The sequence below is a fragment of the Streptomyces sp. NPDC050546 genome (genome assembly GCF_044457425.1).
Lineage (GTDB): Bacteria > Actinomycetota > Actinomycetes > Streptomycetales > Streptomycetaceae > Streptomyces.
In genome coordinates, this window is the sequence record NZ_JBITGX010000015.1 from 122,833 (window position 1) to 135,541 (window position 12,709).

Below are 12,709 nucleotides of genomic sequence, written 5' to 3' on the forward strand. Positions count from 1 at the left end.
AGAGAACGACATGCCTGCTCCCCTCACGCTGGAGGGCTTCCGCGCCGACCTGGCGGAGTTCCTGCACCAGCGGCCCGACGAAGTCGACCTCGACGAGAACCCCTTCCACGCGGGACTGGACTCCCTGCGCGTCGTCACCCTCATCGAACGGTGGCGGGAGACCGGCGTGGACGTGACCTTCGTCGACCTCGCCGAGTGCACCTCCTTCGCCCAGTGGTGGCGACTGCTCTCCGTACCTCGGGGAGGAACCACGTGACAGCGGTGCGCCACCCGTTGCTCCCCGCACAGGAGGGCATCTGGACGGGTCAGCAGCTCGACGCGGCCAGTCCCGCCTGCAACACCGCCGAGTACGCGCACATCCACGGACCGGTGGACCCGTCCGTCTTCGACGCGGCGCTGCACCACGTGGTCGCGGAGACGGAGGCCCTGAACGCCGCCTTCGTCACCGACGACCAGGGCCGCCCCTGGCAGATCGACGCCCCGGCCGCCGACTGGCGTGCGCATACCGCGGACCTCACCGCCGAACCCGACCCGCACGCGGCCGCGCTGGCCTGGATGGACCAGGACATGGCCCGTCCCGTCGACCTGACGCACGGCCCTCTCTTCGGCCACGCCCTGCTCCGCGTCGCACCGGAGGAGTACCTCTGGTACCACCGCGTCCACCACATCGCCCTCGACGGCTTCGGCCTGTCCCTGGTCGCCCGCCGGGTCGCCCAGGTCTACACGGCCCTGACCGCGGGCCGGCCGGTCGAGGACAGCGGCTTCGGCACCCTGGCCTCGGTTCGGGACGAGGAGCGGACGTACCGCGCGTCACCCCGCTTCGCCCAGGACCGCGCCTACTGGACGGACCGCTACGCGGACAAGCCACCCGTGGCCACACCCGCCGGCCGCACGGCCCTGCCCGCGCGCACCTTCCACCGCCGGGTGGCCGACCTCGACGCCGCGCCCCTGCGTGCCGTCGCCCGCGACCTCGAGGTCACCTGGTCCGAAATCCTGCTGGCCGTGACCGCGGCCCACCTGCACCACGTGACCGGAGCCCCGGAGATCGTCCTCAGCCTGCCGGCGATGGGACGGCTCGGCTCCGTCTCGCTGCGCGTCCCCTGCATGGTGCGCAACATCCTTCCCCTGCGCGTCACCGTCACCCCCTCGGACAGCCTGCGCGACCTCGCCGCCCGGGTCTCCGCCGAACTCCGCACCGGACTGCCCCACCAGCGCTACCGCTACGAGCACCTGCGACGCGACCTCGGACTCGTCGGCGGACAGCGCCGGTTGTCCGGGCCGGGCGTCAACATCATGCCCTTCGCGTACGACCTGCGGTTCGCCGGACACCGCAGCACGGTCCACAACGTCTCCGCGGGCCCCGTCGACGACCTGTCCGTCAACGTCTACGACCGCTCCGAGGGCGGGTGCCCGCGCATCGCCGTGGACGCCAACCCCGGCCTCTACGACGAGGCGGACGTCACCGCGTTCCAGGAGGGACTGCTCTCCCTGCTCGGAGAAGCCGTCGCCGCCCCCGGCCGGCCGCTCGGGGAACTGCGTGCGCGCGAGGCGGTCCCGGTCCTGGACGGAGGGCCGCTGCCCCGCCCGGCACGTCCGGTCCTCGCCCTGATCGCCGACCACGCGGCCCGGAGCGGTGGATCCGTCGCCGTGGAGCATGACGGGCGCGGCATCACCTATGCGCAACTCCTCGACTCGGCAGACGCGCTCGCCTCCCGCCTGTCCGCTCGCGGGGTCGGCCAGGGTGACCTGGTGGCCATCGTTCTGCCGCGCGGCATCGAGGCCGTCACCGCCGTCCTGGGCGTCCTGGCGTCCGGAGCGGCCTACTGCCCGCTCGATCCGACGGCGCCCCCGGCGCGCCGGGCCGAGCTGCTGGACGACGCCCGCCCCACCCTCGTGGTGACGTCCGGCGCCCACGCCGGCGACTTCACGGACCGGACGACTCTGCGACTCGACCAGCCGGAACCCGAGTCCGCGGCCGCCTCGCCGACGACACCGGCACCGGCACCGGACGGCCTGGCCTACGTCATCCACACCTCGGGCTCCACCGGCCGCCCCAAGGGCGTGGAGATCGGCCACCGTGCCCTGGCGCACTTCGTGTCCGGCGCCACCCACCGCTACGGCCTCCACCGCGGGGACCGCGTCCTGCAGTTCGCCCCGCTCCACTTCGACACCAGCGTCGAGGAGCTCTTCCTCACCCTCTGTGCCGGCGCCACCCTCGTGGTCCGCACCGGCGACATCACCGAGTCGGTCCCCGGGTTCCTGGACGCCTGCGCCCGGCTGCGGATCAGCTTCCTCGACCTGCCGACGGCCTACTGGCACGAAGTCGCCTACGCCGTCTCGACCGGTGCCGCGACCCTGCCGGCCGAGGTATGCACCGTCGTCATCGGCGGGGAGCCGGCCCTGCCCGCCCGGGTCGACGGCTGGCGCGAGGCCGTGGGGACGTCGATCCGGCTGCTGAACACCTACGGCCCGACCGAGGCCACCGTGGTCGCCACCGTCGCCGACCTCCACGACCCCGCCCTCGCCCCGGGGGACGTCCCCATCGGTCTGCCGCTCCCCGGCACCCGTGCCGCGGTCGCCGACGGCGAACTGCATCTCCTGGGCGACAACCTGGCGCTCGGCTACCGAGGGGCACCGGTCCCGGACGCCTCCCGCTTCGCCTCCCTCGACCGGCTCCCCGGGGCGCCCCGCGCCTACCGCACCGGTGATCTGGTGCGGATCGGTGACGACGGGCAGCTGCGCCATCTGGGCCGTGCGGACGCCGAGTTCAAGATCAGCGGACACCGGGTGCACCCGGCCGAGGTCGAGAAGGTCCTGGTGACCCACCCGGGGATCCGTGACGCCGCTGTCGTCGGGCAGGTGCTGGGCGACGGAACACGGCGGCTGAGCGCGTACGTCGTCCCGGACGGGCCCGCCCCGGCCGTGGCCTCGATCCGGGACCGTCTGCGGGCGGTGCTGCCCGCCGCGATGATCCCGGGGGCCTTCGAGTTCCTGGACCGCCTGCCCCGGACGAGCTCGGGGAAGATCGACAGGAGGGCGCTCGCCACGCCCGGCGAGCAGCCGGCGCTGACCCACAGCTCGCTGGAGCGCACCATCGCCGCCGTCTGGCAGCACATGCTCGGCGGGGCCGCCGTAGCCGCACAGGACGATGTCTTCGACCTCGGCGCCCAGTCGCTCCAGGCCATCCAGGTCGCCAACCGCCTAGGAGTCGCCCTGCGCCGCGAGGTGAAGGTGGCCTGGCTGTTCCAGCATCCGACCCCGGCCGGGCTGGCCCGGTACCTGGAGGGGCAGGGGCAGCCAACGACCGCGGGTCTTCCGGCGGCCCTGCTCACCGACTCCGTCCTCGACCCGGACATCCGGCCCGGCGACGGCCCTCGGCCGTACGGCACACCCGACAGGGTGCTGCTCACCGGCGCCACCGGCTTCGTCGGCGTACACCTGCTGGCCGAACTCCTCACCGGCACCGACGCGGAGGTCGTCTGCACGGTCCGGGCCCCGAGTGCGGCCGAGGCCACCGCCCGCCTTCACCAGGCCCTGGAAGCCCACCTGATCCACCTCGGCGACCAGGCGCGGAAGCGCATCACGGCGGTGTGCGCGGACCTGGCCCGCCCCCGACTCGGCGTGGACGAAGAGACGTTCAGCGAACTAGCCCATACCTGCGGGGCGATCTTCCACAACGCGGCGACCGTCAGCATCATGCGCGAGTACGCCACCCTCAGCGCCGCCAACACCCGCTCCACGAAGGACCTGTTGCGCATGGCGGCCGTACGGTCGATCCCGCTGCACTTCGTTTCCACCCTCTCCGTCGCCCCGCCCCTCGCCCTCAGCCCCGAAGTGCCGGAGGAGTTCCTTCCGCCCCACCCCGGACTGCGCCACGGCTACCAGCAGTCCAAGTGGGCGGCCGAGCGCCTGCTCGAACAGGCCGCCGAGCGCGGTCTGCCGGTCACCGTGCACCGGCTGGGCCGCGTCGTCGGCCCCTCCGCCACCGGCTACGTCAACGACCGGGACTTCCTGTGGAGCGTGCTGAGCGCGGGGGTGCCCGCGGGCATCGTGCCCGACCTGTTCGAGGAGGAGGTCTGGACGCCGGCCGACCACGTCGCGAAGGCCCTGGTCCACCTCTGCCTCGGCCAACGACTCCCGGTCGCAACGGTGTTCAACCACGCCCACAGCGCCCCCGTGCGACTGGGCGATGTCTACGACTGGCTGGAGGAGTACGGCTACTCCCTGCGGAACATGCCGCTGGAGCAGTGGCGGGACGAGCTTCCCCGCACGTCCGGCGCCGCCGAGACCACGCTCGCCTTCTTCGACTCCTGGGACACTGAGCCCGACCTGCGCCTGGGGCGGGTCCGCGCCGACAACGTCGTGAGCGGCCTGCACGGCAGCGGCATCACCTGCCCGTCCGCCGACCGGGACCTCGTCTTCCGCTACCTCGATCACTGCGTCACCACCGGAGCGCTGCCCGCCCCGGTGGCTGGGCGGGGCCATCTCGCCGCCCCCGCAAAGTAGTCGGCCCCTTCGGGAACTCCGGGGCTCCGCCCCCCGACTACTGCACCAGAACCCACCACAGCTCACGAACTGCCCGCAACAAGGAGCAAGCATGTCGACGAAACGGCCGGTCGCCGTCGCCCTGGCCGGTGCCCTCTGCCTCATCACCACGGCTTGCGCCGGCTCCTCGACGGACAAGGACGGCGCCACAGGCGGCAACGCGGCCGCCGCGCGGTCCGGCTACCCCGTGACCCTCGACAACTGCGGGGTGTCCCAGAAGTTCACCCAGGCCCCCGGCCGCGTCGTTGTCATGAACGGAGCCTCGGTCGCCGAGGTCTCCACCCTGCTCGCCCTGGGCCTCGGCGACAAGATCGTCGCCAACCAGCAGAGCTACGGCATGTCCGAGGTCCCGGGGCGAGCCAAGGCGATCAAGTCGCTGCCCAACGGGGACGTCAAGCTCAACGACGCCTACGACATCCCGCGTGAGGCGATGATCGGGCTGCGCCCCGACCTGGTGCTGTCCACGACCTCCTACGGCTTCGACGAGAAGAACGGCTTCGCCACCCGCGAGCAGCTCGACCAGGTGGGCGCCAACACCTACGTGTCCCCGCAGGGGTGCGACCAGGACACCTCCAAGATGACCATCGCCGACAGCTACACGCTGCTGCGCGACATGGGCAAGGTCTTCGGCAGAAGCGACCGGGCCGAGAAGCTGATCGCCGCCTCGGAGAAGAACATCGCCGGCGTCTCCGCCAAGGTGAAGGGGGAGAAGAAGCCCAAGGTCATGGTCCTGTTCTCCAACATGGCCATGGGCGGAAACGACTTCAGCTCGGTCGTCGCCAAGGGCATCTACAACGACATCCTCGCCAAGGCCGGCGGCTCCAACGCCTTCCAGAACGCCTCCAAGACCTCCTTCGCCGACCTGAGCAAGGAGAAGGTCGCCGCCACCGACGTCGACGCCCTCGTCGTCATCGGCTACAACGACCCGAACCCGGCGGCCTACGCCGAGAAACTGCTGAAGGAGTTCCCCCAGTGGCCGGCCGCGAAGAACAAGAAGTACGTGGCGCTGTCGGACTCGATGTACCTCGGCCCGAGCAACGACCTGGCCGTGGAGAAGATCGCCGAGATGCTGCACCCCGGCAAGGTCTGAGCGGCCCGCGGTTGTACCTGGCCGTCGGCGCGCTGCTGGTGGTGCTCGTCGCCGTCATGGTGGTGGCGGTGAGCATCGGGGCGGTCAACATCCCGGTGGCCGACGTGTGGCGGATCCTCCTGCACCACGTCACCGGGCAGGGCGCCACCGCCGACCCGGCGACGGACCAGATCGTCTGGAGCTTCCGGGCCCCGCGCGTCGCCCTGGCCGCCCTGGTGGGCGCGGGCCTCGCCATCGCCGGGGCGGTCCTGCAGACCCTGGTCTCCAACCCGCTCGCCGACCCGATCGTCCTGGGCTTCTCCTACGGTGCCTCGCTCGGGGCCGTACTGGTCATCACCCTCGGCGGTGCCGCACTCGGCGGGCTCGCCGGCCTCGGGGTGTCGGGTGCCGCGTTCGTCGGTGCCCTGGCGGCCGGGGCCCTGGTCTTCGCCCTCGGACAGCGGCGGGGCCGCCTGGCCCCCACCCGCCTGGTCCTGGCCGGAGTCGCCGTCGGCTACGTCCTGCTGTCGATGACCAGCTTCGTCCAACTGCTGGCCACACCCACCGAGTTGCGGACCGTGATGTTCTGGATGCTGGGCAGCGTCGCGGGCGCCCAGTGGGACCAACTGCCCACAGTGACGGTCGTGGTCCTGACGAGCACCGTCGTACTGACCCTGTTCGGACGGCGGCTCAACGCCCTGCTGGCCGGCGACGAGTCCGCCACCGCGCTCGGCGTGGACGTCAACCGGCTGCGCGCCGTCCTGCTGGTCATCAGCGCGCTGCTCACCGGCACCGTCATCGCCGTCGCCGGCGGCATCGGCTTCGTCGGCCTGATGATCCCCCACCTGGTCCGCCTCACCGTGGGCGCCGACCACCGCAGGCTGCTGCCCCTGACCGCACTCCTAGGAGCCGTCTACCTGGTCGTGGTGGACCTGCTCTCCCGCACCGTCAACCGCCCCAACGAACTGCCGCTGGGCATCCTCACCGCCCTGTTGGGCGCCCCCTTCTTCCTGTGGCTGCTGCGCCGCGACAAGGGCCTGGACACCGTATGAAACTGACCGTGGACAACCTCCACATCACCCTGGACCGCAAGCCGATCCTCCGCGAGGTGAGTCTGGAGGCCGCCAAGGGCGACATCGTCGGGCTCGTGGGGCCCAACGGCAGCGGCAAGTCCACCCTGCTCCGCGCGGTCTACCGCTCACTGCGCCCGGCGGACGGCGTGGTCAGGGTGGGGGACGACGACGTCTGGGAGCTGTCCGCGCGCACCGCCGCCCGCCGCACGGCGGCCGTGCTCCAGGACGCCGGTACCACCACCGGCCTGACCGTGACCGAGATCGTCGCCCTGGGCCGCACACCGCACCACGGCCTCATGGGCCGGGACGGCACCGAGGACCGCCGGGCCGTGACCGAGGCGGTCGACCGCTGCGGCGTCGCACCCTTCGCGGACCGCGACTACGCCACCCTCTCCGGAGGCGAACGCCAACGCGTCCTCCTGGCCCGCGCCCTCGCCCAGCGCCCGCACCTCCTGGTCCTGGACGAACTCACCAACCACCTCGACATCCGTGCCCGTTTCGAACTCCTGGACCTGATCCGCAGCACCGGGGTCACCACGCTGGCGGTCCTGCACGACCTCGACCTCGCCGCCCGGCTCTGCGACCACCTCGTCGTCCTCCACGAGGGCGAGGTGGTGGCGGCAGGACCCGTACTGGAGGTCCTGACGCCGGACATCCTGCGCGGTGTCTTCGGCGTACTGGGCAGGACCGAGCGGCACGAAGACGGCGTCGTCCGCATCACGTACGCGGCCCGGCCGCTTGCTCCCGGCCGCCCGTCCGGAACGGCGTACCCCCAGGCCCCGGCCCCTGGCGTCAGGGATCCGTCAGCATCGGCCCCCTCGCCGTCAGCGTCGCGTCATGAAGGGTCGGAGCACCCCGCGAGCCGGGCATAGCCTCACCGGAGAGCCCCGGTACGCGTCCCGCACCGGGGTGTCCGTCACCCGGCACCTTCCAGGAGGCGTCCCATGCCAGAAGTCTTGCCCGGTGAAGACCCGGAGCCTTCCGATCGCCTCCCGGCCGGACCTCTGTTCGTGCCCGTCCGGCCGGGACCAGGCGGGTGCGTGGCCCGTCTCTTCCGCACACCACTCGGTGAGCGCACGAGCGTCGGATTCACGTCCCGGCGCGCACTGGCCGAGACGCTCGGCCCCGGCCAGGAGTGGATCAGGCTCGCCGAGCCCGCGCTGCGCGCGCTGACCGCACCGCTCGGCGTCACCAGCCTCACGGTCGACCCGCAGCTCTGCGCACCGGCCCCCGCACGGACCGGCACCCGTGCCCCTGCCGGCGCACCGGCGCAGTCCATGGCCGCGCCGCCGCGCCCGCAGGCCGCCGAGCCGCCACTGGCACTGTTGATCGCGGGAGAGGGGATCACCCGATGACGACCGTCCACGAACCCGCGGTCACCGCCGGCACCGCCGCCGGCCTGTCGGTGTGGCCCGCCTCCACCACCGAGCCCCGCCCGGGCGACCTGACCGTCGGCGGCATACCCCTCGCGCAGCTGGCGGACCGCTTCGGCACCCCCGTCTACGTCCTGGACGAGAGCGAGGTCCGCGACCGCTGCCGCACCTACCGGACCGCCTTCCCCGACGCCGAAATCCTCTACGCGGCCAAGGCGTTCCTGTGCCGGGCCATGGTCCACTGGATGGAGGAGGAAGGCCTGGGCCTGGACGTCTGCTCGGCCGGTGAGCTGGAACTCGCGGTCACCACGGGCTTCCCGCCCGAGCGGATCGTCCTGCACGGCAACGCCAAGTCGCCGCGCGACCTGGAGACCGCCCTGCGCCTCGGCGCCGGACGGATCGTCATCGACAGCCCCTCGGAGATCGCCCGGCTGGCGGCCGCGGTCGGACCCGGCGCCATCAGAAGGTCATGGTCCGGGTGGTGCCCGGCATCAGCGCCGGCGGCCACGCCAAGGTCCGTACCGGCACGGACGACCAGAAGTTCGGCCTGTCGATCTCCGACGGCTACACCCAGCACGCCATCGCCCGCATCCTCGACCAGCCCCAGCTCGAACTGACGGGCCTGCACTGCCATCTGGGTTCACAGATCACCGGCGTCAAGCCCTACCTCTCCGCCGTACGCCGCATGGTGGGGCTGATGGCCCGGCTGCACGAGCAGCACGGCCTGGTCCTGCCGGAGCTCGACCTCGGCGGCGGCCACGGCATCGCCTACCGCCCCGGCGACGAGGCCCTCGACCTCACCACCCTGGCCCGCAAGGTCCGCGCGGAGCTGGCCGAGGCGTGCGCGTCGGCCGGCCTCACCGTGCCGCGCCTGATCATCGAGCCGGGCCGGGCCATCGCCGGCCCGGCGGGCATCGCGCTGTACCACGTCCTGTCCGTCAAGCGCACCGGCGGCCACACCTTCGTGGCGGTCGACGGCGGCATGAGCGACAACCCCCGCCCGGCGCTGTACGGGGTGCGGTACGCGCCCCGCCTGATCGGCCGGCGCGGCAGTGCGTCCCCGGCCCTGGTGACCGTCGTCGGGCGGCACTGCGAGGCCGGTGACGTGATCGCCGCCGACGTCCCGCTGCCCGACGACGTACGCCCCGGGGACCTCCTCGCCGTGCCCGTCGCCGGCGCCTACCACCTGTCGATGGCCAGCGGCTACAACCTGGTCGGCCGCCCGCCGGTGGCCGCCGTGCGGGACGGCCGTGCCCGGCTCCTCGTACGCCGGGAGTCCTTGGACGACATCCGCAGCCGGGACGTGGGCCTCTAGCCCGGCCCCCGCCCCCCGCCCACCACCTTCGGGCGAGCCTCGGCCCCGGCCCTCGCCCGGAGGTGACCAGCCTGCCCTGGCCTCCCCGCCCCGGATGCTCGTCCCGCTCCTCGTCCCAGGACGCTGTTCACGCTTCCGTGCAAAGGTGGTAGTCGCGGCACGCGCGAACACCCGCGTCCCGCAAGGAGGTGAGCCATGACGGCCCACGACACGCCTCGGCAAGAGATCCCCGTCGTCGACTGTGCCCTGTACGAGTACGGGCGTCGCAGGCCCGGACGGCTGGCGCTGGACGAGGCCATGGAGGCCACCCGCACCACCCCTGGCGGATTCGTCTGGATCGGCCTGCACGCCCCGACCGCCGGACAGCTCCAGATCGTCGCCCGGGCCTTCGGCCTGCACCCGCTCGCCGTCGAGGACGCCCTCAACGCCCACCAGCGTCCCAAGCTGGAGCGCTACGACGACACCCTCTTCCTCGTCCTGCGCACCGCGGTCTATCTCGAACACGAGGAACTGACACCCACCACCGACATCGTCGGCACCGGCGAGATCATGGCCTTCGTCGGCCGCGACTTCATCGTCGTCGTACGCCATGATCCCGCCCGGCACCTGGGCGGTGTCCGCACCGGTCTGGAAGCCGACCCCGGTCGTCTGGCCCACGGACCCGGCGCGGTGCTGCACGCGATCGCGGACACGGTCGTCGACCAGTACCTCGACGTCGTCGCCGCCCTGGAGGGAGACGTCGACCAGGTCGAGTTCGACGCCTTCTCCCCGGACGCCAGACGCGACGTCGGCCGCGTCTACCAGCTCAAACGCGAGCTTCTCGAACTGCGTCGCACCGTCACGCCGCTGGCCCAGCCCCTGGGCGAGCTCGCCGAGCGCCGTGTCCCCGGCGTGGACCGGGAGCTGGCCGCGTACTTCCGTGACGTCGCCGACCACCTGGCCCAGGCCGCCGAGCGGGTCACCGTGCTCACCGAACTCGTCGACAACGCCCTGACCATGGCCCTCGCGCAGACGAGCGTCCAGCAGAACCACGACGTGCGCCGCATCAGCGCGGCCGCCGCCCTGATCGCCGTCCCCGTCGCCATAGCGGCCGTCTACGGCATGAACTTCGACCACATGCCCGAGCTGCGATGGCTGTTCGGCTACCCGGCGGTGCTGATCACCACCGCGGCCCTGGTCACCCTCGTCTACCTGGTCTTCCGCAAGAAGCGCTGGCTCTGACCGGACGCTCTCCGGCACGTCCTCGGCGGGACGCGGAGGGCCTTCAGCCGACGTCGAAGAGATTCGGCAGCCGGAGGCGGTAGCGGGTGCGGTCGTGCCGCTTGAGCGCCTCCAACTCCGGAGCCCGGTACAACGGGGTCACGGTGCACCTCTCGGCGGTCGACCCGATCCGTTCCAGCAGGGCGTTCACGGCCTGCCGGGCCGAGCAGTTGGCGCCCTCCATGGTGGCGAGATCGATGGGCACGGCCACGTAGTCGCCGGCCAGGAAGAGGTTGGGGATCTTCGTGGCCGATCTCGGGCGGTGGTGGTAGGTCCCCACCGGGTGGATGAGCAGTTGTTCCTCGTTGACCGGGTTCGGGGTGCCCAGTCCGTCCACGGCCGGATCGAGGAACCAGGAGTGCAGCACGGAGTCCTTCAGGACCGTACGGCCGCTGTCGTTGAGCGCCGCCTTCAACTGTGCCCACACCTCGCGGGCGACTTCGGCACGGGTGCATTGCTTGGCCGTCTTGCCGTACAGGATGCCCGGCCGGTCCCACTCCGAGACGTCCACGGACAGGCAGTCCGCGACCGTGCCGTCGCCGAAGTCGGCGGGGAAGTCGTGGCCCGGCCAGTGCTGGGCCTGGGCGATCGCGGTCAGCGACCACGGGGAGTCGATGAGGTTGAGGTGGCCGTGCAGGATCGGCGTACGTTCGGTCAGATAGAACTGGATGCCGGTCATCCAGTCCGTCTCCAGCCGGTCGCACTCGGCCAGTTGGGGGTCGGCGGCGCGTACGGCGGAGTTCCAGGTGCGGCGGGCGTGCTCGACCGGCATCGCCGAGATGTAGTGGTCGGCGGTGACGGTCCGGCGCGCGCCATCCGGGTCCTCCACGACGGCTCCGGTGATCGCACCCCCGCCCAGGGTCAGGTCACGTACGGTCCAGCCGACGCGGAACTCCACCCCGAGTGACCTCAGATATGTCACCCACGGGTCGATCCAGGCCTCGTTGGTGGGCGCGTTGAGGATCCGGTCCAGTGGTCCGTCCGCGCCCCGCCCGAGGAGGTTGAAGACGAAGGCCTCCATCAGGGTGGCGACCGTACGGGTGCTGGCCTCCTCCGCCTTGGTGGCCACGATGTTGCGGGTGATGCCGACGGCGAGGATCCGCTGGTAGTCGTCGGACATCTGTCCGGCCCGTACGAACTCCCACCACGGCGTCCGCTCCCATACGTCGTCGCGGCGCTCGTCGCAGCTGGTCAGGAAGACCAGGAAGCGGTTGGCGAAGTAGAGGGCCTCGTGGAGGGGGAGGTTGAAGGCCGTGTCCAGCACCCCGGTGAGGGCGCGGCGGATCTCGTCGGGGGTGAGTTCGGCCGGGGCGTCACCGTGCCCGGGCAGCGGGAGCCGGATGTCCTCGCGGCCGCCCGACCGGGCGAACAGCATCTCCTTCGGGGCGACGAGGTTGTCGTGCACACCGTTGGGGTTGCCGGGGAACGGGATGCGCCGCATGGTGTCGGGCAAGTTGTGGTAGATGCCGGGGATGAAGCGGAAGCCGTGCTCTCCTGGCAGGGGTCTGCGGCCGCCCGTGCCGCTGTCCGGCACGTCCATGCTGCGGGCCTTGCCGCCCAGCGCCTTGCGTTCGTAGACCGTGACCCGGAAGCCGCGCTCGGCGAGTTCGTGAGCGGCCGTGAGCCCGGCGACGCCCCCGCCCAGCACGGCCACGGTCCGCGCCGCCGCGCCGCTCTCGGCCGAAGCCCGCTGCGGGGTTCCGAGAGCGACCCCACCGCCGGCGGCCGCGGCAGTGCCCAGGAAGTCTCTGCGCGTGGTGCCGCTCATCGCCATCCCTTACCGTCGGTAACATCGGCGCCCGAGGATATGAGCGGGGCGACGATCCCGGAAGACGGCGGACACGACTTTGGCTTGATGCCGCATCACACGACGCTGCGGTTGCGGCCGACGAGGGCGACGGACTGCTCCGCCGCGCGGTCGGGACGGCACGCGGCTGCCTCGCGCCACGCGCGCCGCCCGGACCGGGCCGACCCGGCGTTTCGCCGCTCTCCAGTGGGCCGAACGGGCGGCACGCCGAACCTATTCGCCACTCACCCCCGGTCCCTTCGTACGGATGAAGGGCCGGGCATTTCA

The 12,709-nt window shown here is 72.1% G+C and carries 8 protein-coding genes and 1 pseudogene; 8 read left to right on the top strand and 1 reads right to left on the bottom strand.

The features are described 5' to 3' along the window. Nucleotides 1-10: 10 nt before the first annotated feature. The 8 genes and pseudogenes from ACIBK5_RS32330 to ACIBK5_RS32365 all read left to right on the top strand — a co-directional run bounded on the left by ACIBK5_RS32330 (nucleotide 11) and on the right by ACIBK5_RS32365 (nucleotide 10,596). The gene (locus ACIBK5_RS32330) at nucleotides 11-256 is read left to right on the top strand and encodes a phosphopantetheine-binding protein (RefSeq protein WP_399025115.1); all 246 of its coding nucleotides are present in this window, start codon (nucleotides 11-13) and stop codon (nucleotides 254-256) included. Next, the gene (locus ACIBK5_RS32335; RefSeq protein WP_399025117.1) at nucleotides 253-4,506 is read left to right on the top strand and encodes an amino acid adenylation domain-containing protein; all 4,254 of its coding nucleotides are present in this window, start codon (nucleotides 253-255) and stop codon (nucleotides 4,504-4,506) included. The genes ACIBK5_RS32330 and ACIBK5_RS32335 overlap by 4 nt, the downstream gene beginning before the upstream one ends. Nucleotides 4,507-4,597: 91 nt before the next feature. Then, nucleotides 4,598-5,635, top strand: a complete 1,038-nt coding sequence (locus ACIBK5_RS32340) for an ABC transporter substrate-binding protein (protein ID WP_399025119.1) — start codon at nucleotides 4,598-4,600, stop codon at nucleotides 5,633-5,635. Between the two features lie 56 nt (nucleotides 5,636-5,691). Continuing rightward, a complete protein-coding gene (locus ACIBK5_RS32345; protein WP_399025306.1) occupies nucleotides 5,692-6,666 on the top strand; it encodes a FecCD family ABC transporter permease in 975 nt (324 codons plus the stop codon). Continuing rightward, complete coding sequence (locus ACIBK5_RS32350) at nucleotides 6,663-7,559, top strand: ABC transporter ATP-binding protein (RefSeq protein WP_399025121.1); 897 nt, start codon at nucleotides 6,663-6,665, stop codon at nucleotides 7,557-7,559. The genes ACIBK5_RS32345 and ACIBK5_RS32350 overlap by 4 nt, the downstream gene beginning before the upstream one ends. Nucleotides 7,560-7,727: 168 nt before the next feature. Continuing rightward, a complete protein-coding gene (locus ACIBK5_RS32355) occupies nucleotides 7,728-8,042 on the top strand; it encodes an SAV_915 family protein (protein WP_399025123.1) in 315 nt (104 codons plus the stop codon). Next, nucleotides 8,039-9,375 (top strand): annotated as a pseudogene (lysA, locus tag ACIBK5_RS32360) (diaminopimelate decarboxylase). Before ACIBK5_RS32355 ends, lysA begins: the two are co-directional and overlap by 4 nt. Before the next feature lie 195 nt (nucleotides 9,376-9,570). Continuing rightward, nucleotides 9,571-10,596, top strand: a complete 1,026-nt coding sequence (locus ACIBK5_RS32365; protein WP_399025126.1) for a magnesium and cobalt transport protein CorA — start codon at nucleotides 9,571-9,573, stop codon at nucleotides 10,594-10,596. Between the two features lie 43 nt (nucleotides 10,597-10,639). Here the strand turns inward: ACIBK5_RS32365 and ACIBK5_RS32370 are convergent, their stop codons facing one another. Further along, nucleotides 10,640-12,403, bottom strand: a complete 1,764-nt coding sequence (locus ACIBK5_RS32370) for an FAD-dependent oxidoreductase (protein WP_399025128.1) — start codon at nucleotides 12,401-12,403, stop codon at nucleotides 10,640-10,642. Between the last annotated feature and the right edge of the window lie 306 nt (nucleotides 12,404-12,709).

Bases quoted from the DNA above. Each gene is read 5' to 3' on its own strand.
- ACIBK5_RS32330 (WP_399025115.1), top strand. From the start codon at position 11: ATGCCTGCTCCCCTCACGCTGGAGGGCTTCCGCGCCGACCTGGCGGAG.
- ACIBK5_RS32340 (WP_399025119.1), top strand. From the start codon at position 4,598: ATGTCGACGAAACGGCCGGTCGCCGTCGCCCTGGCCGGTGCCCTCTGC.
- ACIBK5_RS32345 (WP_399025306.1), top strand. From the start codon at position 5,692: ATGGTGGTGGCGGTGAGCATCGGGGCGGTCAACATCCCGGTGGCCGAC.
- ACIBK5_RS32350 (WP_399025121.1), top strand. From the start codon at position 6,663: ATGAAACTGACCGTGGACAACCTCCACATCACCCTGGACCGCAAGCCG.
- ACIBK5_RS32365 (WP_399025126.1), top strand. From the start codon at position 9,571: ATGACGGCCCACGACACGCCTCGGCAAGAGATCCCCGTCGTCGACTGT.
- ACIBK5_RS32370 (WP_399025128.1), bottom strand. From the start codon at position 12,403: ATGAGCGGCACCACGCGCAGAGACTTCCTGGGCACTGCCGCGGCCGCC.